The sequence below is a fragment of the Streptomyces sp. NPDC000410 genome (assembly GCF_040300305.1).
Taxonomy (GTDB): Bacteria; Actinomycetota; Actinomycetes; order Streptomycetales; family Streptomycetaceae; genus Streptomyces.
In genome coordinates this window covers 1-21,716 of the sequence record NZ_JBEPDM010000075.1, presented here as the reverse complement: position 1 = coordinate 21,716, position 21,716 = coordinate 1, and the positions used below count along the sequence as shown (strand labels likewise).

Genomic DNA, 21,716 nt, shown 5'->3' with positions numbered 1-21,716 from the left:
CGGTGCCGCCGCAGCTGCTCGACCTCCTGGAACGAGCCGGCATCGAGCAACAACTCGATCCGCTCGCGCGCCGTCAGCTTGCCCTTGGCGTGCTGCGCCTCGGTGGCACGGTCACTGGGGCCACGGCGCGCCTCGTCGCGAAGGGCGTGCAGCTCGGCCACACGCCCCCGCGCGTCGGTCGACTCACCGGCGGTGGTCTCGTCGGCGGTCTCGTCCACGTCCAAAACGGTCATGTACTGACCCTACGGAGCCGACCAAGAAAATCCTGCCGTTGACTCCGTACAGTCTCGGGACCGTTCTCCTGTCAGGCTCGAACAGAACCTTCTCCGGGCGCAGCCGAAGTACCAGCTCGGGGCAGTACCGGATTGTCGGGGTCCGACAAGAACGTCAGCCGATGGACACCTCACAGCCATGTGAGGCACCTGCCGTCCCCGGAGTGACGCGCAGCCGCAGCGCCCGGCTGGTGGCGAGCACCTCGACCGAGGGGTCGCGGCGCAGGACCCGCCGGACCGGACGGTCCCATGTGACCTCGAAGGGCTGCCCGGATCGCGCCGGTTCGGCGAGGTGGAGCGTGGCCGTCCGGCCCCTGCGCCGTACGAGCGCACTTGACGGGGCGGTCACGGTCAGCCCGCCCACCGTACCCGCCCGCCAGAAGTTCGCGGCGGTGAGACCGAGCGAGCGGACGTTGACCGCCTGACGGTCGGCGGTGTTGTCGAGGATCTCCAGCCAGTGGGGGTCGGCGGCACGGGCCGCGAGGGCCCGTGAGGAGGCCCCGGGCAGCAGAACGTAGACGTACGAGGCGTTCACCGGATCGGCCCCATGGTCGAGCCAGAGTGTCTGGTAGTGGCGGGTCCGCCGCTCGGTGGTGCTGGTGGTGTTGATGTCCCGCCAGGCGCCGGTGCGGGCTTCGCGCAGGGTGCGCGGGGTCCCGCCCGCGGGGAACAGCCAGCCGCCGTGGCCTTCGAGGTGGGCCCACCCCTGGCCGGTGACGAAGGCGGCCGTGGGCATCGCGCCGAGGTTGCGGTTGTCGACGACCGTCTCGACGGGCACCCCGTCGGTGCAGGTGATCCCGGCGCCCAGGCAGATCACGGCGTCGGCGGCGCAGAACCACGATTTGCGCGCTTCGAGGGTCGAGCCGAGCCCCTTGAGGTGCTGGCCGACGGCGGCGTACTCCCCGTCGCTCACCCCGCCGACCCACCGCGCGGCGGGCCTGGGCACACCCCACTCGCCGCCCTCCTTGTCGGCGAGCCGCTTCGTCGACACGGTCGTACCGGGCAGCCGGTACCAGTCGACGGTCGGCCAGAACCAGTCCGTGTACTGGTCGCCGTGGGCCGTGGCCGGCCACCAGTAGAGCATTCCGGCACCGGTGTGCCAGCCGCGCGGATTCTCGCCGTTGCCGCACTCGTAGTACGAGATCCGCTCCGACGCCATCGAGATGTTCGCGGCCCAGCCGGGCCGTCGGTGCACCGCCCGGTCCATCGACGCGAACAGTTTGTGCCCGACGGGCTCGGGCGCGGCCGGGACGGGCGCGGCGGCGACCGCGTGCAGCCGGGCGAGGTCGGCGACCCCGAACTGCTTGGCGGTCAGGATCGGGGTGACCGTGTCCCGTGCGATCCAGCCCTTGACCATGGACTGCCAGCGGGTGCGTTCGGCGGCGGACGCACCGCCCGCGAGCAGGGCGATCGCGGCGATGAGCGCCTGGCCGTGGAAGTGGTCGCTGCGCATGACCTTGCGCTCGTCGCCGGCGAGAAGGCCACGGCTGATGGCGCGCCCGTTGACGCTGTCCATCATCAGGCCGTTGTGGATCAGGGGCGCGTAGGCGTTCTCGACGCTGTCGAGGATGATCTGCGCGTTCGGGTCGGTGACGGCCCAGCTCGACCCGGCGAGGAGGGTGAAGAGCCGGCCGAGTCCGTCGAGCATGACCTGCCCGTACGTGCCCGAGTACGCGACCCGGGTGTGCTGCACGAAGGAGCCGTCGGCATAGAGGCCGTCGCCCTTCGTCACGTAGGGGAAGACGGGCGAGAGGGCGTCCCGGGCGAGGGTGAGCCTGGCGGGGGACGGGCCGAGGATGCCGCGCAGGACGACGGAACGGCAGAGGTCGACGCGGTTGGCGCCGGTGCTGGTCCCGGTGTAGTCGGTGAGCATCGAGTCGGGGATGAAGTGGTCGACGGCGGCGCAGGCGGCCTCGCGGCGCTCTGCGGAGAGGTGGTCGTGGAGGGCGGCGACGATGTCCATGAGGAGGCGGGGGCTGCCGATCTGCCACTCCCACCAGTTGCCGTAGCGGGTGGTGGAGGGGTTGTAGACGCGGGCGGAGAGGTGGTCGAGGCCCCGGATGACGTCGGCCAGGAGGGCGGCGTTGCCGGTGAGGCCGGTGCCGGGCTGGAGAAAGGCCTGGGTCATGGTCCACAGGCGGCTGTAGCTGGCCGTGATCCCGGCCGGCGGGTCGAAGCGCCGGTCGGGCCAGAGGGAGTCGGCGGCGGGGGAGGCGGGCAGGGTGGCGCGGAACTTGGCGGCGAGCATGCCGGTCTCGGCGAGCCGGGAGGCGTACGGATCGGCGTCGGGGTCGTAGCCGGTGCCGAGCTGGATGGCGAGCCAGCGCTGCCGGAGGGTGGCGTACTCGTCGGCGTGGTCGTCGGTGTGCTCGCCCTCGGCCGCCCCGGCGGCCTTGGGGAGGGTGAGGGTGAGGGTGCTTGCTCCGAGGGTGGCCAGGAGGGCGCGGCGGGACCAGAACGACAGGAGCGGCACGGAAGCCTCCGGTGACTGAAGTGGTGTAGACCGGTTGGGGGTTGGTCTAGCAGACACCGGAGGACGGCTCAATGCTCGTGCCGCTCCGCGTCGTTGGGGTGCCCGGAATCAGGAGGCGCAGTGGAAGCGGGCGCTCCCCCAGTCGGCGTGGTCGTTGCCGTTGCCGTCGCCGCCGTCCTCGACGACGAGGTCGGCATACTTCGCGCCGCCGACATCGGCGGTCAGCCGCCACGCCGGGTCCGTTGCCTTCAGGACGGGGGAGACGGTCTTCTGCGTACCGTCGGCGACGACGCTGAACCGCACGCTCCCGCGCGAGGCCTGGGCATCGTCCACGCCGACCTCCGCCGTGAGGGAGGTGCACCTGCCGCCCAGGTAGTAGCGGACCTTCGACGGGGCGTGGGCGCCGAGGCCCTTCGCGTACGCCACTCCCCCGATCCTCAGCGGGCTCCCGTCGCCCGCCCCCGCCTCACCGTTGGACCGGTCGCGTTCGACCGGCCCCCAGCCGTTCTCGGCCGACGTCCAGTCGAGGTCGCTCGCCCAGGTGTCGGCGGTGGGCGGGGGCGGAAGGGTGCGTACGGACGTGACGGCTTCGAGCGTGCGGGCGCTGCCGCCCACGGTGTACGAGCCCGTCGAGGCGAGCTCGTACACCCGGTACTCGGCGTCGACCGGCGGGGTGACCTGCCAGGTCCCGGTGGCCTTGGCGCCGGGCGCCACGGAGGCGAAGGAGACCGGTCCCGCGGGCTCGGCGGCCCACCCCTCGGGGAGGTCCAGGGCCAGCGAGAGGTCGGTCGCGGCGGCGGCTTCGTGGTTGTTGAAGACGGCCGTGACGGTGTTCCTGGCGCCCGGTTCCAGTGCCGGGGCGGCGGGCTCGACGGCGAGTGTGCCGCAGGCGGGGGTCTCGGCGGCCGGGCCGAGGTCGGTCACCGTGAAGGCGTCGAGGACGAAGTCGGCACCGTCCGGCGCGTCGGCGCGCTTGCGCAGCCCGGTCCACGTGTCGCCGCAGCCGGCGGTGACGGTCTCGGTGAAGTGGGTGGTGGTGCGCTGCTGCGCGATCGGCGTACGGCGGGTCTCGACGGAGGTACTGGCGGAGGTACCGGCGGTCCGGTCGTAGCCGGTGACCCACTCGTACGCACCCGCGTGACTGGACTGGTAGTCGTACTCGACGCGGTAGGCGCGGCCCTTCAGCATCGGCACGGTCCACGGCGCGGTCCGGTACACCAGCCCGCTGTTCTCGTCGTGCGCCTTCAGGGATTCCTTCCCCTCGCCGATGACGTCGTCGATGAGCTTCCCGTTCCAGCCGGCCTGGGTGTAGGGGGCATGGAGTTGGGCGATATGCGTACGGGGGTCGGTGGAGCCGCCCGCGTCGCCCTTGAGGAACGGCCCCCAGCCCTGGTCGACGGCTTCGAAGTCCTCGTACACGAGGGTGCCGGGTTTCGTGGCGGGGGCGTTCTCGACGATGCGTACGTCGTCGACACGGACGGCGGCCGCCGCGCTCTCCGCCTCCACCCTGAACGTCGCGGCGCCCCCGCGCGGGGCGGTGAAGTTCACCTTGACCCGCTGGAAGCAACTGCCGTGCCGGTCGGACGCGGCGACGTGGTCCTTGGCCGTGGACCGCTCGACGGTGACCTTCGCACCGGCGACGGTCAGGCTCGTACGCCGCTCCTTTCCGGGCTCGACCTCGATGAGCGCGGAGGCGGTGTAGCGCTTCCCGGCCCGGAGCCCGGTGACGCGCTGGGAGAGCGTGGCGGGGGCGGCGGCGGTGATCAGGGCGGCGTTACGTCCCTGGTCGTCGGTCTCGCGGACGACGGTGCCGGTCCTGGACCACCCGGCGAGTGTGCGGTCGTTGAACCCGGGGTCGGCGACGAGGCCGCCTTCACCCCAGCGCGGATCGGCCTGCTCGGGGGCGCGGTCGGGGTACAGGACGTACGGCCGGCCGGGCTGGGCGTCGAGGGTGAGCCTGCCGCCGACGGGGCGGACGGTGCCGGTCTTCACGCGCCCGTTGTCGGTGAGCTCGTACACGGAATACGAGCCGCTTCCGGTCACCGCCCAACTACTGCTCCCGCCTGCCTTGTTGTAGTGGTAGAGCTTCTTCCCGCCGCCCCAGGGCAACAGGTACCTGTCCCCGTCGAGGACCTTGCGCCCGTGGTCGTAGAACGTCCGGCGCCCGTTCTCGACGGTCCCCCGCAGATTGTTGGTGAATACGATCTCGTTCCCGTTCCAGCGACTGATCTGCTCCCTCTGGAGGAACTTCGCGGGAAGGTTCTTCTCCCAGATGTTGGCGTAGAACCTGGTCCAGTCGGTCTCGCCGGTCCAGCCCTCGAAGTCTTCGAGGGCGGTCTGCCCGAGGACCGGGTGGCTGTTCCAGATGTCCTTCTCGCCGTTCCGGATGAACCGGATGATCTGCGAGTTCAGACCCTTGTTGGTGGCGCCTCCGTAATCGAGGTCATTGGCCCAGTGCGACCAGAGCGAGGCGCGCTCGAACTTGTCGGACCATTCCGTGCCGACGTTCCAGCCCTGTTCCTGCACGGCCTGGACGGTCTTGTCGGCGATCCAGCCGTGCGAGTAGTAGACGTCGATGTAGAGGAAGCTGAGATTGGGGTCGGTCTCGTCCCTCAACTGCTGGAAACGGCGGGCCAGATCACCGCTGTTCACGTCCCGCCGCTGGTCGATGTAATAGCTCTGGTTGAGCCAGTTCCAGCCGGGCCTGGTCTTGTCGACGAGGGTCTCGCTGAAGTTCCTGGCCTCCGGATACGACTCGGTGGCATTGACGTGCACGCCGAAGGTCGCGCCCCATTTCCCGCCTTCTCTGAGCAGCTTGTTGAGGTCGCCGAGTCCGCCGGCGCGCTTGTTGTAGTTGCCGCCGTAGTCGGGGTGGGCCGAATCGTGCCCCTCGGAGCCGTATCCCTTGAGGACGGCGAGCTGCCCGAGCCCGTCCGTGGCGAGCGAGATCCGCTTGACGTCGTCGAGGGTGCGCAGGAACGGGTGGGTGGCCTGGCTGGCGAAGTTGAAGGGGATATGGGTGACGACCCGGCCGGGGGTCTCGTCGCCGCCCGGCGCCTTGATGCCGATGCTCCGGAAGGCGACCGCGCCGTCCTGCCAGTCGGTCTTCCCGTCACCGTTGGCGTCGGGCGTGACGACGACCTTGGCCCACGGCAGGTTCCCGCCGCTCTCCGGCCGCGGCGCCCCGGCCCCCCGGTAGGTCCACTGCCCCGACCACACCCCGACGCGGACGCCGCCGTCGTCGGCCTTGCGGGCCTGGTGCCAGAAGCGGGCGTCGTCGCCGTTGGTGGCGCCGGACGGCTTGTCGTAGCTGGAGTTGGACTCGACGGCGGCGGCGAGCGCGCCCGTGTTGACGATGGCGTACGAGGCGCCGACCGGGGCGGACTCGGCCGGGGTGCTCGCGGTCACCGTGCCGAAGACGTCGGCGGTGCGCGTCGCATCGGGGTCGAGCCGGGTGAAGGCGGTCGCGGCGCCCGCCTCCGCGCTCCCGACGGAGACCAGGTCGTGCCCCGGGATGTCGATGGTCCCGACCCGGTGGGCAGCGGTGTCCCGGACGGCGGTCACCTTGAAGGTGGTCGCGCGCCCGGAGACGGAGAGCGCCGCGTCGATCTCGACCCCGGGAAGGCCGGGGAAGGTGAGTGTGTACGCGGCGCTCGCCCCTTGGACGAGGGGCGGGTCCTTCAGGGTGACGGGCCGGGCGACGCCGTTGAGGACGACCTCGGTGACGGGTCGCGTACTGCCGAGGAGGCGGGCTCCGGTGGCGCGGTCGGTGTACGAGAGGACGCGCGGGAAGTCGTCGGCGACGGCGACGGAGAGCTGCCCCGAGGTCAGGACAGCGGGAGACGACGTGGCGGGGGCGGCGACGGCGGGCCCGGTCGGCGCTATCAGGGCCGCGGCGACCGTGACAGCGGCGATTCTCTTCGAGAGCGGCATGGGGACTGGGTAGCGGCCGTGTCGCGGCGGGGTCAACGAAGTCGTACGGGAGCGGCGAGGCCAGTCCAACGATGGCACTCCATTAGTCCAAGTGACGCAGCGCGACGCACTGCTCACGGTGAAGCACTTTCGCTAGATGTTGAAACTTCAACGGAATGCCCGTATGGTCGATGTCGTTGAAGCTTAAACAAGAGGCCTTCAGCAGGAAGTCTTCGACGAGAAGCACGCAGAAGCAGACTCCGGCAGGCCTCCGGCAACCCCGCCCCGGCCACCGTCCCCCGAGGAGTAGTCATGGCCCTGTTCAACCGCAAGAGCAACGCGACCACCGCCGCCACCACCGCCGTCGCCCCCCAGGTGGACCCGGCCCTGGCCGCCCTCACCGGCGCGTACACCATCGACCCGGCGCACAGCAGCATCGGTTTCACCGTCCGCCACGCCATGGTCACCAACGTCCGCGGCACCTTCACCGACCACGAGGGCACCCTCCACCTGGACGGCTCCGACCCGGCCTCCTCCACGGCCGTCATCGACGTCAAGATCGCCAGCATCGACACCGGCATCGCCGACCGCGACGGCCACCTGCGCAGCGGCGACTTCTTCGACGCCGAGACCTTCCCGGTGATGTCCTTCCGCTCGACCCGGGCCGAACAGCTCGGCGGCGACAAGTACCGCATGACCGGCGACCTCACCATCAAGGACGTCACCCGCCCGCTCTCCATCGACCTGGAGTTCAACGGCGCGGCGACCGACGTCTACGGCAACGAGCGCGTCGGCTTCGAGGGCAGCACCGAGATCCAGCGCTCCGAGTGGGGCCTGACGTGGAACGCGGCGCTGGAGACCGGCGGCGTCATGGTCAGCGACAAGGTCAAGCTGAACTTCGACATCTCCGCGATCAAGGCTGTCGCCTGACCCTTCCCCGCCCCTCCCTGAGCGCGCCCGCCCTCCTTCCCCGTGGACGGAGCGGCGGGCGCTCGGCGTTGCGGAGCCCGTATGGGCTGGTGCGTCGACTGGCGACCGCGACCGGCCCACACCTTCGGCTGATCGACGGCTATCGATGGTGATCGACGGTGATCGGCCGGTGGCGGAAAAACGAGGGATGGTAAAAAGAGGATGTGATAGGGCGATTCGGGCGCTCAGCAGCCCCGCCGTCCCGCGCATCCCGAGGGCGTCCCCGACGCTCCTTCCTCGGGGTGCGCAGTGTCGCCGGCCAGGTGCTGCTGCTGCAGGTGGTGGGCGTGGTGGTGCTGATTGCCGCCGCCGTCGCGACGCTGGTGCTGGAGGCGCGCGGCAGCAACATGCGCGAGGCCCGGGACCGGGCGATGGCCGTCGCCGAGACGTTCGCGGAGGCTCCCGGGACAGCGGCGGCCATGGTGAGCGCCGACCCCACCAAGGTGCTGCAGCCGCGTGCCGAGCAGATCCGCAAGGAGACCGACGTGGATCTCATCGTCGCGTACTCCCCGGACGGGATCCGCTACACGCACCCCGACCCGGACCGCATCGGGGAGCCCGTACGCGGCAGCGGCGAAGTACCGAAGCGGCCTCATACGGAGATCGAGGAGACCACCCAAGGGCTCGCCGTGCTCTCACTGGTCCCGGTCACCACACCGGACGGCTCGGCCGTCGGCACGGTGGGCGTCGGAATCACCGTCGCGAGCGTGAGCGGCGTGGTCAACCGCCAGCTCCCGGCCCTGCTGGGCGGCGCGGCGGTCGCGCTCGCGCTGGGCACCGTCGGCTCCGCGCTGGTGGGCAGGCGGCTGCGGCGGCAGACCCGCAATCTGGACCCCGCGGAACTGGCCCGCATGTACGAGCACCATGACGCGGTCCTGCACGCGGCCCGGGAGGGCGTGCTCATCGTCGGGGAGGACGGCCGGCTGGTGCTGGCCAACGACGAGACGCGGCGGCTGCTCGACCTGCCCGCGGACGCCCAGGGGCGCCGCATCACCGAGCTGGGCCTGGACGATGACCTCGTCGAGCTGCTGACGTCGACCCGCAGTCCCACGGACGAGGTGCATCTGGCCGGGGAGCGGGTGCTGGCCGTCAGCGTCCGGCCGACCGACCCGTACGGCGGTCTGCCCGGCAGCGTGGCGACGCTGCGGGACACCACCGAACTGGAGGCGCTCTCCGTCCGGGCCGAAGCGGCGCGGACCCGGCTGAAGCTGCTGTACGACGCCGGTGTGCGGATCGGCACCACCCTCGACGTGGTGCGCACCGCCGAAGAGCTCACGGAAGCGGCCGTCCCCCGGTTCTCCGACTTCGCCAGCGTCGATCTGCTGGACCCCGTGATGCGCGGCGAGGAGCCGGTGGGGCTGGAGATGCGCCGTATCGCCCTCAGCGGCATTCGGGACGACCACCCGCTCTATCCGCTCGGCCGGCTGATCAGTCTCGCCCCGAACACTCCACAGGCATTCGGCTTCGCGAGCGGCCGGACGGTGCTGGAGGCGAAGCTGCCCGCGTTCTCCGGCTGGCAGGAGCAGGACCCCGCGCTGGCCGAGACGATCGTCGCCCATGGCATCCACTCCCTGATCACCGTGCCGATCATGGCCCGCGGCATCACCCTCGGCATGGCCTCCTTCTGGCGCTCGGAGAAGCCCGAACCCTTCGACGAGGAGGACGTCTCCGTGGCCGAGGAGCTGGTCGCCCGTGCCGCGGTGTGCATCGACAACGCCCGCCGCTTCACCCGCGAGCACACCACGGCCGCGACGCTGCAGCGCAACCTGCTGCCCGGCGAGCTGCCCGAGCAGAACGCCCTGGAGGTCGCCCACCGCTATCTGCCCGCCAAGGCGGTGGGCGGCGACTGGTTCGACGTCATCCCCCTGCCGGGTGCCCGGGTCGCCCTGGTGGTCGGCGACGTGACCGGCCACGGTCTGCCGGCCGTGGCCACGATGGGCCGGCTGCGCACGGCCATCCACAATTTCGCCGCCCTGGACATGGCCCCCGACGAGCTGCTGGCCGGCCTGGACGATCTGGTCATCCGCACCGACGAGAACCAGGCCGCCGTCGGTGACAGCGCGCAGCTCACCGGGGCCACCTGCCTGTACGCCGTCTACGACCCGGTCACCGGTCGCTGCACCCTGGCCCGGGCCGGTCACCCCGGACCCGCCGTGGTCCGCCCGGACGGCACCGTGGACTTCCCCGAGATCCCCGCCGGCCCGCCGCTGGGCCTGGGCGGGCTGCCCTTCGAAACCGCGGAGCTGCGACTGCCCGAAGGGAGCGAGCTGGTCCTGTTCACCGACGGCCTCGTCGAGAGCCGGGACCGTGACATCGACACCGGCCTGGACCTGCTGCGCGGCGCGCTGTCCGGCGCGGGGGCGGAGCGGAGCCCCGAGGCGACCTGCCAGGCGGTGCTCGACACCATGCTCCCCGCCGAACACGGCGACGACATCGCGCTCCTGGTGGCCCGCACCCGGCTGCTGGACCCGGGTCAGGTCGCCGACTGGGAGGTGCCGAACGATCCCGCGGCGGTCGGCCGGGTACGCGCCTCGTGCGCCCGGCAGTTGGAGGAGTGGGGGCTGGACGTGGTGGGGTTCACCACCGAGCTCATTCTCAGCGAGCTGATCACCAATGCCATCCGGTACGGCTCCGACCCCATCCGGGTGCGGCTGGTGCACGACCACAGCCTGATCTGCGAGGTGTCCGACGGCAGCAGCACCTCACCGCATCTGCGCCGGGCGGCCACGACGGACGAGGGCGGGCGCGGGCTGTTCCTGGTCGCCCAGATGGCGCAGCGGTGGGGTACGCGGTACACGGCCGGCGGAAAGATCATCTGGGCCGAGCAGGCCCTGCGCCCCGGCTCGGTGGACGGCGTGGACGGCGCCCCGGTCCCGGGGGCCGGACTGCCGGCCGCGTGGGACGACGTACCGGCCCTGTGAGAGCGACCGCCGCCGGTCGGGTGCTCACTTCAGGACAACGCACCCGTTGCGCTGCTCCAGCTCGGCCACGAGATCGGACGGGATCTCGACGTCGTTCCACCGCAGATCCAGCTTCTCCAGAGCGGGCATATCGAGGAGCCACTCCGGCAGCGCGCTGATGCGGTTGCTGCGCAGGTCGAGGTGGCGCAGGCGGGGCAGGTCGGCCAGTTGCGGCGGGATCTCGATCAGCGCGTTCTCCCGGAGGTCCAGGTGCCGGAGCTCGGTGAGTCCGATGACCGTGTCCGGCAGCGACGTGAGCGCGTTCCCGCGCAGCCAGAGCTCCCTCAGCCGCCCCAGCCGGCCGATCGAGTCGGGCAGCCGGGTCAGACGGTTGTGCTGGGCCCTCAACTCGATCAACGCGGCCATCGCGCCGATACTCTGCGGCAGCTCGGCGATCTCGTTCTCACCGACGTTCAGATAGCGCAGCCCGTCCAGATTCCCCAGCGACTCGGGAACTCCGGCCAGTTTGTTGTCGTGCAGATAGAGAAAGTCCGTGAGCCCGGTCAGCTCACCCAGCTCCTTGGGCACGGCGGTGAGCAGGTTGTGCCCCAGGTCCAGCGTGCGCAGCCGACGCAGTCGCCGGATCTCGGGGGACACGGCGGTCAGCCCGTTGTCCGCGAGGATGAGCACGTCCAACTCGGCCTGCTCCCAGACCGATTCCGGCACCTCACCGAGCCCCTTCCGCCAGAGATTCAATGTCCGGCTCACGGTCCTCGTTCCTCTTGGCTCCGGCACAGGTCGTCCGACGTCATGAAGCACAGCCTGCCATGGCTCTCGCCCGCCTGAATCGACGGGAGGGAAACACCAGGGGTCGGCGTGCCCGCCCCGCCCCCTCATACAAATCTCTATATAGTTGGACGGGTGAGTGAGCCCTGGCAGATCGAGATCGAGCCGGAGGTCCGACGGTGGCTGGAACTCCTGCCGGACGCCCAGTACGACAAGGCCGAGCGCGCTGCCGACATGCTCGCGGCGGATCCGACCACGCTGGGAGAGCCGTACGCCCGACACCTGGGCGGAAAGTTGCGCGAGCTGCGCTTCACCATGGATGGCAACGCCGTGCGCATCACTTACTGGCTCGCCCCTGACCGGCGCATTGTCCTGCTCACGGTGTTCCGTAAGTCCAGACAGCGCGAGACGGCGGAGGTCGAGCGAGCCCACCACGCGCAGAAGGTGTGCGAGGCAGGCCACGGCACTGCCGAGCACACCTACGAGCGGATCGAGGAGAAGAGCCCGTGAACCACTCCCAGTGGAAGACCCGTCGGACCAGGAAGCTCCTGGGCGAGTCCGTCGAGGAGTCCCCCGCATACGTGGAGGCCGGATACGCCTTCGCGCTCGGCCAGGCCGTCTACGACAGGCGCTCCGAACTCGGCCTGTCACAGGCCGAACTCGCGCGGCGCGCCGGGATGACCCAGCCGCAGATCTCCCACATCGAGGGCGGCGACTCCGTGCCGACGCTCCCTCTGCTGACGCGCCTGGCCAAGGCTCTGGACGCGTCGCTCACCATCGACCTCGACGGTGACGCCTCTGCGTTCGTCTTCACGGCGCATGACAACCGCGAGCCCGGCGCAGCGCCGCCGGACGATCGCCACTCGGCGGCCTGACAGCGGGACAGTCGCGAAGCCCGGCCCGCTCAGAACCCGCCCCCGTCGAACCCCCCGAACCCGCCCCCGCCCCCGAAGTCCGACGCGCCGAAGTCGCCGCCCGAGAAGTCCCCGCCCCCGTAGTCGCCGCCGCCGAACTCGCCGGCGCCGTATTCGGCGGCGTACGCGGGTGTCGACAAAGCGCTTCCCAGCAGCGTGCCCACCAGCAGGCCCGGGAGGAGGCCGCCGCCGAAGTAGCCGCCGGCCCAGGGGCCGTAGGCCGGGCCCGCCTCCCAGTAGGGGCGGGGGCCGGAGGGGGTGTCGACGTGGCGGGCCAGGGGGTCCTGGCCGGAGGCCAGGCGGGTGGCGTCGGCGGCGCAGACCGGGACATCGCGGGGGGCGCCGCCGAGCGGGGTCCAGGTGGTGTCGGTGGTGGAGGGGCCGTGGGCCGGGTCGAAGAAGCAGGGGGCGCGGCGCTCGGGGAGCGGGGCGTGTTCGCGGCGGGCGGCGAGGAGGGCCAGGGAGAAGCGGCCCTCCTCCAGGGCCTCGGTGACCGGGCGGACGTCGTGCGGGTGCCGGGCCGCGGCCATGGCGGATTTGGCGTTGTCGTAGGAGTCCAGGGCGCGTTCGTAGTCGGCGCGCATGGCGTCGTCGGCGCCGGGCTCGGAGGGGCGGAAGTCGAGGCGGTCGAGTTCCTCGCCGTACGCGGTGATGTCCTCGTCCACGACGACGCGGAGCTTGTCGAGCGCGGCCCGCTCCTCCTCGGCGCGCACGCGCCGCTTGCGGCGGACGACGGCGTAGGCACCCGCGCCGCCCGCGGCGATGATCGTGCCGAGGGTGATCAGCGAGGTGAGGGAGACACCGCCCGGGTCGGCGGCGGTGCTCCAGGACGCGGGGGCGGTGCCGTTGACCTCGGGGAGGACCTGGTCGACGAAGTTGTTGAGCTGGGTGGCGGCGTCGACACCGGGGGTCTTCACCCCGGCCACGATGTTCTGGACGGTCTCGGTGGGCATGACGTTGCCGTCCGCGCCCGCGTTGAAGCCGTCACCGAGGCGGACTCCGTACAGGCCCGCGATCCCGGTGGCCGTACGCAGCTCCCGCAGGACGCTGTCCTCGGGGAACGCCGCGCTGTCGGGCAGTACGGCGATGAACACCGGCTTGTCCGCGGCCTCGATCCTGTCGGCGAGCGCGTTCGCGTCGGCCTCGGACAGCTCCGAGGCGGCGCCCGGGTCGACGTACACCGGGCCCTGCTTCAGGGCTCGGGCCGCGTCGGAGATGCCCGTGGCTCCGGCGGATACGCCAGGGGCCAGGGCCAACAGCAGAAGGAGCGCCAGCCCGGCGAGGGCCGACAAAAGTATGTACGGCCTGATCCTCATGCATTGAAAATACCCGAAAAGTGGGCTATAGAGACATATCCCCGATGACGGGTGCTGGCGAGCGTCAGGTGAGGGCCAGGGCCAGGGCCAGCAAGGTCCTGTCCGATCCGGGGCCCGCGATCACCGCCATGCCCACCGGCAGCCCGTCCCCCTCCGTCGACATCCCCGGCACCACCAGGCACGGCAGCCCCGCCCCGCTCGCCAGGCACGTGAGCCGCACGGTCGCGTCCCTGGTCGCCGCCTTCCGCTCGGGGGTCTCGTCGATGAGCGGCGCGGGGCCGCCCGTGGCGGGCAGCAGCAGCACGGTGTCGTCGGGGAGGGCCGCCCGCAGCGTACGCGCGGTCCGGTGGACCACCCGCTCGGCGGCGATACGGCTCTCCGCGCTCACCGCCGCCGCACGGGCGAAGCGGGCCTCGACCCCCGGGCCGAACGTCCCGGGGTGCGCGCTCACCCAGGCGCCGTCGCACTGCCACACCTCCCCCGCCTGGGCCGTCGCGAAGGCGACCGCCCTGGCGACCGGGTCGCCGGCCAGCGTCGGCACCTCCTCGACGCGCAGGCCGGCCCGTTCGGCCAGCTCCGCGGCCGCCACGCGGAAGGCCGCGCGGACCCCGGCGTCCGCGAGCGCCACGAGGTCCGTCGCGACGAGCGCCTTACGGAACCGCCCGGGTTCGGGGCCGAAGGGGAGCAGCGCCTCGCCCACGCGTGCCAGCGTCTGCGCGTCCCGGGCCAGCCACGCCACCGTGTCGAACGACGGCGCGAGCGGCAGCATCCCGGTGACCGGCACCGCGCCGTGCGTGGGCCGCAGGCCGTAGAGCCCGCAGTACGAGGCGGGTACCCGGATCGAGCCCGCGGTGTCGCTGCCGAGGCCCGCGTCGGCCTCGCCGAGTGCGACCGCGGCGGCCGGGCCGCTGGAGGAGCCGCCCGGGACGCGGCCGGGAGCCGCGGGGTTCGGCGGGGTGCCGTAGTGCGCGTTCGTCCCGTTCAGGCTGTACGCGAACTCGTCCGACTGCGCGATGCCGGTCACCTCCGCCCCGGCGCGCAGCAGGGCGTCCACGGCCCAGGAGTGCGCGGGCTGCGGTTCGGCCTCCGCCAGCCGGGCCGGGTTGCCCGCGCCGATCCGGTGACCGGCGACGGCGTGCACGTCCTTGACCGCGAGGCGCAGGCCCCGCAGTGGCCCGCGCCCGGACCCGGCCACGAGCGGCTCGCCGCGCTCCCGCCACACACTCACGTCCATGGCCCCTGCTCCTACTCCGCCGCTCGACCACGCCGTCGGCGCGACCGCCGGGCCGCTCGACCACGCGGTCGGCGCGACCACTCCGCCCGGCGCGACCGCCCCGCCGGCTCGGCTACTCCGCCGGTTCGACACCCGCCCGCAGCAGCCCGTACGTGTACGCGTCCTCCAGCGCCTCCCACGACGCCGCGATGACGTTGTCCGCGACACCGACGGTCGACCACTCGCCGCCGCCGTCGCTCGTCGTGATCAGTACCCGGGTCGTGGATTCCGTACCGTGCCGGCCTTCGAGGATGCGGACCTTGTAGTCGACCAGCTCCAGCTTGGCGAGCTGCGGGTAGACCGGCTCCAGGCCGACCCGCATCGCCTGGTCGAGCGCGTGCACGGGACCGTTGCCCTCGGCGGTGGCGACGATGCGCTCGCCCTTGGCCCACAGCTTCACCGTGGCCTCGTTCGCGTGGGTGCCGTCGGGGCGGTCCTCGACGATCGCGCGCCACGACTCCGTACGGAAGTACGTACGCGGGCGTCCCTCCGCCTCCTGGCGCAGCAGCAGCTCGAACGACGCGTCCGCCGCCTCGTACGTGTACCCCTTGAGCTCGCGCTCCTTGACCCGCTCGACGACCCGGCCGACCAGCTCGCGGTCGCCGCCCAGGTCGACGCCCAGCTCCTTGCCCTTGAGCTCGATGGAGGCGCGGCCGGCCATGTCGGAGACGAGCATCCGCATGGTGTTGCCGACCTGCTCGGGGTCGATGTGCTGGTACAGGTCCGGGTCGACCTTGATCGCGGAGGCGTGCAGTCCGGCCTTGTGGGCGAAGGCGGAGACACCCACATAGGGCTGGTGCGTGGAGGGCGTCAGATTGACCACCTCGGCGATGGCGTGGGAGATCCGGGTCATCTCCTGGAGCGCGCCCACGGGCAGGACCTGCTTGCCGTACTTCAGCTCCAGCGCGGCGACGACCGGGAAGAGGTTGGCGTTGCCGACCCGCTCGCCGTAGCCGTTGGCGGTGCACTGGACGTGGGTGGCGCCCGCGTCGACGGCGGCCAGCGTGTTGGCGACGGCGCAGCCCGTGTCGTCCTGGGCGTGGATGCCGAGCCGGGCGCCGGTGTCGGCGAGGACCGTGGTGACCACGGCCTGGATCTGGGCGGGGAGCATGCCACCGTTGGTGTCGCACAGGATGACGACATCGGCGCCGGCCTCGGAGGCGGCGCGGACGACGGCCTTCGCGTACTCGGGGTTCGCCTTGTAGCCGTCGAAGAAGTGCTCGCAGTCGACGAAGACCCGGCGGCCCTGCTCGCGCAGGTACGAGACGGTGTCGCGGACCATCGCCACGTTCTCGTCCAGCGTGGTGCGCAGCGCGAGCTCGACGTGGCGGTCGTGGGACTTCGCAACCAGCGTGATGACGGGGGCGCCGGAGTCGAGGAGCGCCTTGACCTGCGGGTCCTCGGCTGCCGATCCGCCTGCGCGGCGGGTGGCACCGAAGGCGACGAGCTGGGCGTTCTTGAACTCGATCTCCTGCGCGGCGCGGGCGAAGAACTCGGTGTCGCGCGGGTTGGCGCCGGGCCAGCCGCCCTCGATGAAGCCCACGCCGAAGTCGTCCAGGTGCCGGGCGATGGTCAGCTTGTCCGCGACGGTCAGGTTGATGCCCTCGCGCTGGGCGCCGTCGCGCAGCGTGGTGTCGAAGACGTGGAAGCTGTCGTCAGGCCGGGCGTCGTGGCTGCTGCCTGTCGTGGTCATGGCGGTGATGACTCCTGTCGGAAGAGTGGCTCCGGAACTTATGGCTCCACTTGCCCCCATCTTCGCGCGTCCGTCGCCTTCGGCCGGGGTGGGGCCGGAAAACGAAAAAACCTCTCGCGGGTGCGAGAGGTCTGCGCGCGGGTCTGAGGCACGGTGCCACTGCCTGCGGAGGGTGGTGCCGAGGTCAGTGGTCACTGCGGACCGGCGCGCTGCTGCCGATAATCATGGCGAAAGCGAGCACGGTGGCATTTTGCCATAGGTCCGGTTTCGCATGGACACCGGTCTCACGATACGGGCACCCCGGACGGTGACCTAACGAGCGCCCCGGATGCGAGGGGACGGGCGCCCCGGATGCGAGGGGACGGGCGCCCCGGACCGTGGCCGAAGGGGGCGCCCGTACCCGTCACTTCGCCGCGACCGGTTCCGCCTCGGGCTCGGCCACGGGCCTGCCGACGCGGCCCAGGTCGATGTCCCGCGTCTCACGCATCGTCAGGTACACCACCAGCGAGACCGCCGCGCACCCGGCGACGTACCAGTAGAAGCCGGACTCCACGCCCGCGTCCTTGAACCACAGCGCCACGTACTCCGCCGTGCCGCCGAACAGCGCGTTGGCGATGGCGTACGGCAGGGCGACGCCCAGGGCCCTGATGCTCGTCGGGAAGAGCTCGGCCTTCACACAGGCGTTGATCGAGGTGTACCCGGTGATCACGACGAGGGCCAGCAGGGACAGGCCCAGGGCGGGCCAGAAGGAGCCCGCGTGCTTGAGCATCGTCATGATCGGCACGGTGAGGAAGGTGGAGCCCAGCGCGAAGGTGATCAGCAGCGGGCGGCGGCCGATCCGGTCGGACAGCTTGCCCGCGAGCGGCTGGAGACAGGCGAAGACGATCAGCGCGCAGAAGGACACCAGGGTCGCGGTCTGCTTGGGCAGGCCCGCCGAGTTGGACAGGTACTTCGTCAGATAGGTGGTGTACGTGTAGTACGCCACCGTGCCGCCCATGGTGAGCGCGACGACGAGGAACGCCTCGCGCTTGTGCGCCCACAGCGCCTTGAGCGTCCCCTTGTCCCTGGCCGGGGTGTCGTCGGCGGACTCCTCGTAGACGTCCGTCTCCAGCATGTTGCGGCGCAGATAGAAGACGACGGCCGCGCCGAGCGCGCCGATGATGAACGGGATGCGCCAGCCCCAGCTGTGCAGGGCCTCGTCGGACATCGTGCGCTGGAGCACGATCTGCAGGCCGAGCCCGACGATCTGACCGGCGGTCATCGAGACGTACTGGAAGCTGGACGCGAAGCCGCGGTGCTGCGGCGCGGACGCCTCGGTGAGGTAGGTCGCGCTGGCGGCGTACTCACCGCCCACCGAAAGCCCCTGGAGCAGCCGGGCGATCAGCAGCACAGCCGCGCCGCCGTAGCCCGCGACGGAGTACGTCGGCGCGATGGCGATCAGGACGGCGGACGCGGACATCAGCGTGACGGTGAGCGTCAGCGCGGCCTTGCGGCCCTTGCGGTCACCGACCCGGCCGAGCAGCCAGCCGCCGACCGGGCGCATGAAGAAGCCGACCGCGAAGATTCCGGCGGTGTTCATGAGCTTCGCGGTGTCGTTCCCCTCGGGGAAGAACGCCCCCGCGAAGTACGTGGCGAAGCTCGCGTACACGAACCAGTCGAACCACTCGACCATGTTGCCGGCCGAGCCGACCCAGATCTTTTTCCAGTGCTCTCGTCCCATGAGTCCGAACCGTGCCGGACGGGAGTTGAGCCTTTCAAGAGCGCAAACAGCAACGATCGGGAGTACTTACGTGCGTTACGTTCCCGGGAAGAGCGTCGCCTCTATGAACTCCCTTACGTGGACGAGGACTTGCTCCCGGCTCGTTCCCGGTATCCCTACCGCGACGTGCACACTGAAGCCGTCCAGAAGCGCACGCAAACGGGCGGCGTAGCGGTCGGGGTCGACGGTGCGGAACTCACCGCGCGAGATGCCCTCGGCGAGCAGCGCCACGAGGTCGCGGTGCCACGCGCCCTCGATGGCGGCCTGGCGGGCACGGGCGTCGTCGTCGGCGTTCTGCGAGCGGTTCCAGACCTCCAGCCAGAGGGTCCAGTGCGGGTCGCGGGGGCCGTCGGGCACGTACAGGTCGACGTACGCCGCGAGCCGCTCGCGCGCCGGCAGGGGCTTGGACAGCAGCGCGCTGCGCTCGTGGCCGAGGCGGCCTTCGCTCCACTCCAGGGTCTGGAGCAGCAGCTCGTCCTTGGTGCGGAAATAGTAGAGCAGGTGGCCGCTGCTCATCCCGACCTCACGGCCGAGCCCGGCCATGGTGAGGCCTTCCAGCCCGCGCTCGGCGATCGTCGCCATGGCCGCGGCCAGCAGTTCCTCGCGCGGCGGCGCGTGGTTGCGACGGCGGGGGCCCGGGGTGGGTCCGGGGGTCATACGGCGGCCTCCGAGGCGTCCGTGGCGCCATGGGAGGCCGCCGCCTCCGCCCGGGCCGGGCCCGGGGGAAGATGCGTCTCGCACCGCCGTGTCAGTACATTCACCCGTACGTTCTACCTGATCGTTCGGCCTTGCTCGGTCATATGGTCACGCAGGGCCTCGGTCGCGGACCGCGGCGGTCACTGCGGTCGCGGTGACGAGTCACCGCGACCGGGTGCGATCAGGGGCGGGACCGCGGGTGACGTACCCGCGGCCGCCGCCTCGGACGGGTCTCAGACCTTCGGCTGCTGCTGCGTGATGCAGTGGATGCCGCCGCCGCCCGCGAAGATCGGGCGCGCGTCGACCAGCGTGACCGTGCGGTCCGGGAAGAGACGGCGGAAGATACCGGCCGCTATCTCGTCGTTCGGGTCGTTGAACCCGCACAGCACCACACCGCCGTTGCAGATGTAGTGGTTGATGTACGAGTAGTCGACCCAGTCGCCCTCCTCGTCCTTCAGGACGGTCGGGGCCGGGATCTCGACGACCTCGAGCTGCCGGCCGCGCGCGTCGGTCTGGCCCTGGAGGATCTTGACGTACATCTTCGAGCGCTCGTAGTCCGGGTGCGCCGGGTCCTGCTGGCTGTGGACGACGACGACGCCCGGCTTGGCGAAGGCGGCGACGATGTCGACGTGGCCCTGGGTGCCGTACATGCCGTAGTCACCGGCCAGGCCGTGCGGCAGCCAGATCGCCTTGGTGGTGCCGAGCTTGGCGTGGATCTCGTTCTCGACCTGCTCGCGGGTCCACTCGGGGTTACGGCCGGCGCCGAGCTGGACGGTGTCGGTCAGCAGGACCGTGCCCTCGCCGTCGACGTGGATGGCGCCGCCCTCGTTGACGAGGTTGGACGAGTGGACGGGGACGTCCACGATGTCCGCGATGTGGCGGGCGATCTTGGAGTCGTGCTCCCAGCGGGCCCAGTCCTGGGCGCCCCAGCCGTTGAAGATCCAGTCGACGGCGGCGAGGCCGCCGTTGCCGTCGGTGACGAAGGTGGGGCCGATGTCACGCATCCAGGCGTCGTCGAGCTCGCGCTCCACGATGTCGATGTCGGCGCCGAGCAGCTCGCGGGCACCCTCGACCTGGCCGGGGCCGACGACCACGGTGACCGGCTCGAAGCGGCGCACGGTGCGGGCGACACCGGCCCAGGCGGCGCGGGCCTCGGCGAGCTCCTCGTCGTTGGTGAACGTCGGGTTGGGGCCGGGCCAGGCCATCCAGGTGCGCTCGTGGGGGGCCCACTCGGGCGGCATACGGAACGTCATGACTTGTCCTAAATGATGTCGTGCTTGGGAAGCGAGGGGAGGCTCAGAGGAAGAGGCTCAGAGGAAGTAGAGGCGGTTCAGGGACATGGACTCGAGCGGCTCCGAGCGGAGCGCGTCGCCGTCGAGCGTGACCAGTCCGCTGTGCGCGTCCACGGCCACGTTGCCGACGCGCGAGTTGAGGAGCAGGTCCTTGGGGCCGATGCCGCGGGTGCCCCGTACGCCGACCCGGCGGCGGCGGGTGGGCATCTGGTCGTTGCCGAGCGCGGCCGCGGCCTGGGAGACGAAGGCCACGGAGATGTCCGCGGGGGTGGCGCCGTGGGCACCGAACAGGGGGCCCAGCACGAGCGGTTCGCAGGTGTCGGTGGCGGCGTTCGGGTCGCCGGTGACGCCCCACGCCGGGAAGCCGTTCTTGATGACCATCTGCGGCTTGGCTCCGAAGTACTGCGGCCGCCACAGCACGATGTCGGCCATCTTGCCCACCTCGATCGAACCGATCTCATGGGCCAGACCGTGGGCGATCGCGGGGTTGATGGTCAGCTTCGCCATGTAGCGCAGCACGCGTGCGTTGTCGTCGTGGGCGCCGTCGCCGTCCATGGGGCCGAGTTCGGCCTTCATCTTTCCGGCCATGGCGAAGGTGCGGCGTACGGTCTCGCCGGCGCGGCCCATGCCCTGGGCGTCGGAGGAGGTGATGCCGATGGCGCCGAGGTCGTGCAGGACGTCTTCCGCGCCCATCGTTCCGGCGCGGATGCGGTCACGGGCCATGGCGGCGTCGCCGGGCAGGTCGGTCTTCAGGTCGTGGACCGAGACGATCATGCCGTAGTGCTCGGCGACCGCGTCACGGCCGAAGGGCAGGGTCGGGTTGGTGGAGGAACCGATGACGTTCGGCACGCCCGCCATCTTCAGCACGTTGGGTACGTGTCCGCCGCCGCAGCCCTCGATGTGGAAGGCGTGGATCGTCCGGCCGTCCAGCACGCTGAGGGTGTCCTCGACCGACAGGCACTCGTTCAGGCCGTCACTGTGCAGGGCCACCTGCACATCGTGCTCCTCGGCCACCCGCAGAGCGGTGTCCAGAGCCCGGGTGTGCGCGCCCATGTCCTCGTGGACCTTGAAGCCGGAGGCGCCGCCCTCGGCGAGGGCCTCGACGAGGGGGGCGTCGCCGGAGGAGGAGCCGCGGGCGAGGAAGCCGATGTTCACCGGCCAGGCGTCGAAGGCGTTGAAGGCGTGCTTCAGGGCCCATGGCGAGTTGACGCCAACCCCCCAGACAGGCCCGAACTCCTGACCGATGATGGTCGTGACACCAGAGGCGAGGGAGGCCTCCATGATGCGCGGGGACAGCAGGTGGACATGCGTGTCGACGGCACCGGCGGTGGCGATGAGGCCCTCGCCGGAGACGATCGACGTGCCGGTTCCGACGACGACGTCGACGCCGTCGAGGGTGTCCGGGTTGCCCGCGCGTCCGATACCCGTGATCCGGCCCTCGCGGATCCCGATCGACACCTT

15 protein-coding genes are annotated in these 21,716 nt (G+C 71.2%); 4 read left to right on the top strand and 11 right to left on the bottom strand.

The annotated features are described in order from the left end of the window. From ABT342_RS35845 to ABT342_RS35835, 3 genes are all read right to left on the bottom strand, one after another. On the bottom strand, positions 1–233 hold a 233-nt coding region (locus tag ABT342_RS35845), incomplete at its 3' end, for a carboxyl transferase domain-containing protein (protein WP_351583030.1). Positions 234–387: 154 nt separating this feature from the next. Then, positions 388–2,745 (bottom strand): polysaccharide lyase 8 family protein, encoded by a 2,358-nt coding sequence (locus ABT342_RS35840; RefSeq protein WP_351583027.1) that lies wholly within the window; start codon positions 2,743–2,745, stop codon positions 388–390. 108 nt (positions 2,746–2,853) lie between these two features. Next, positions 2,854–6,678, bottom strand: a complete 3,825-nt coding sequence (locus ABT342_RS35835) for an endo-alpha-N-acetylgalactosaminidase family protein (protein WP_351583024.1) — start codon at positions 6,676–6,678, stop codon at positions 2,854–2,856. A gap of 291 nt (positions 6,679–6,969) precedes the next feature. Here ABT342_RS35835 and ABT342_RS35830 point away from each other — a divergent pair, with 291 nt between their 5' ends. Then, positions 6,970–7,587: a YceI family protein gene (locus ABT342_RS35830; protein ID WP_351583021.1), complete on the top strand. Its 618-nt coding sequence runs from the start codon at positions 6,970–6,972 to the stop codon at positions 7,585–7,587. 281 nt (positions 7,588–7,868) lie between these two features. Further along, entirely contained in the window at positions 7,869–10,547 is a 2,679-nt protein-coding gene (locus tag ABT342_RS35825; RefSeq protein ID WP_351583019.1) for a SpoIIE family protein phosphatase, read from the top strand. Between the two features lie 24 nt (positions 10,548–10,571). On the opposite strand, the gene ABT342_RS35820 is transcribed toward ABT342_RS35825, so the two are convergent. Beyond that, positions 10,572–11,294, bottom strand: a complete 723-nt coding sequence (locus ABT342_RS35820; RefSeq protein ID WP_351583016.1) for a leucine-rich repeat domain-containing protein — start codon at positions 11,292–11,294, stop codon at positions 10,572–10,574. Between the two features lie 153 nt (positions 11,295–11,447). On the opposite strand from ABT342_RS35820, the gene ABT342_RS35815 reads away from it, so the two are divergent. After that, positions 11,448–11,822: a type II toxin-antitoxin system RelE/ParE family toxin gene (locus tag ABT342_RS35815; protein ID WP_351583014.1), complete on the top strand. Its 375-nt coding sequence runs from the start codon at positions 11,448–11,450 to the stop codon at positions 11,820–11,822. Next, positions 11,819–12,187 (top strand): helix-turn-helix domain-containing protein, encoded by a 369-nt coding sequence (locus ABT342_RS35810; RefSeq protein ID WP_351583012.1) that lies wholly within the window; start codon positions 11,819–11,821, stop codon positions 12,185–12,187. The genes ABT342_RS35815 and ABT342_RS35810 overlap by 4 nt, the downstream gene beginning before the upstream one ends. Positions 12,188–12,216: 29 nt before the next feature. Here ABT342_RS35810 and ABT342_RS35805 read toward each other — a convergent pair whose 3' ends face one another. The 7 genes from ABT342_RS35805 to ABT342_RS35775 all read right to left on the bottom strand — a co-directional run. Then, positions 12,217–13,542, bottom strand: a complete 1,326-nt coding sequence (locus ABT342_RS35805) for a hypothetical protein (RefSeq protein ID WP_351583010.1) — start codon at positions 13,540–13,542, stop codon at positions 12,217–12,219. Between the two features lie 64 nt (positions 13,543–13,606). Further along, positions 13,607–14,776 (bottom strand): amidase, encoded by a 1,170-nt coding sequence (locus ABT342_RS35800; protein WP_351583007.1) that lies wholly within the window; start codon positions 14,774–14,776, stop codon positions 13,607–13,609. A 112-nt stretch (positions 14,777–14,888) separates the two neighbouring features. Then, positions 14,889–16,508, bottom strand: coding sequence for a citramalate synthase (gene cimA, locus ABT342_RS35795; protein ID WP_351583004.1), 1,620 nt, complete (start codon positions 16,506–16,508; stop codon positions 14,889–14,891). A 403-nt stretch (positions 16,509–16,911) separates the two neighbouring features. Then, positions 16,912–18,228, bottom strand: a complete 1,317-nt coding sequence (locus tag ABT342_RS35790; RefSeq protein ID WP_351583001.1) for an MFS transporter — start codon at positions 18,226–18,228, stop codon at positions 16,912–16,914. Positions 18,229–18,303: 75 nt separating this feature from the next. Next, positions 18,304–18,924, bottom strand: a complete 621-nt coding sequence (locus ABT342_RS35785) for a TetR/AcrR family transcriptional regulator (protein ID WP_351582998.1) — start codon at positions 18,922–18,924, stop codon at positions 18,304–18,306. 272 nt (positions 18,925–19,196) lie between these two features. After that, positions 19,197–20,216, bottom strand: coding sequence for an agmatine deiminase family protein (locus ABT342_RS35780; protein WP_351582995.1), 1,020 nt, complete (start codon positions 20,214–20,216; stop codon positions 19,197–19,199). A gap of 57 nt (positions 20,217–20,273) precedes the next feature. Then, the coding region (locus ABT342_RS35775; protein WP_351582992.1) for an urease subunit alpha at positions 20,274–21,716 on the bottom strand (1,443 nt) is incomplete at its 5' end.

Bases quoted from the DNA above. Each gene is read 5' to 3' on its own strand.
- ABT342_RS35835 (WP_351583024.1), bottom strand. From the start codon at position 6,678: ATGCCGCTCTCGAAGAGAATCGCCGCTGTCACGGTCGCCGCGGCCCTG.
- ABT342_RS35830 (WP_351583021.1), top strand. From the start codon at position 6,970: ATGGCCCTGTTCAACCGCAAGAGCAACGCGACCACCGCCGCCACCACC.
- ABT342_RS35805 (WP_351583010.1), bottom strand. From the start codon at position 13,542: ATGAGGATCAGGCCGTACATACTTTTGTCGGCCCTCGCCGGGCTGGCG.
- ABT342_RS35800 (WP_351583007.1), bottom strand. From the start codon at position 14,776: ATGGACGTGAGTGTGTGGCGGGAGCGCGGCGAGCCGCTCGTGGCCGGG.
- cimA (WP_351583004.1), bottom strand. From the start codon at position 16,508: ATGACCACGACAGGCAGCAGCCACGACGCCCGGCCTGACGACAGCTTC.
- ABT342_RS35790 (WP_351583001.1), bottom strand. From the start codon at position 18,228: ATGGGACGAGAGCACTGGAAAAAGATCTGGGTCGGCTCGGCCGGCAAC.
- ABT342_RS35785 (WP_351582998.1), bottom strand. From the start codon at position 18,924: ATGACCCCCGGACCCACCCCGGGCCCCCGCCGTCGCAACCACGCGCCG.
- ABT342_RS35780 (WP_351582995.1), bottom strand. From the start codon at position 20,216: ATGACGTTCCGTATGCCGCCCGAGTGGGCCCCCCACGAGCGCACCTGG.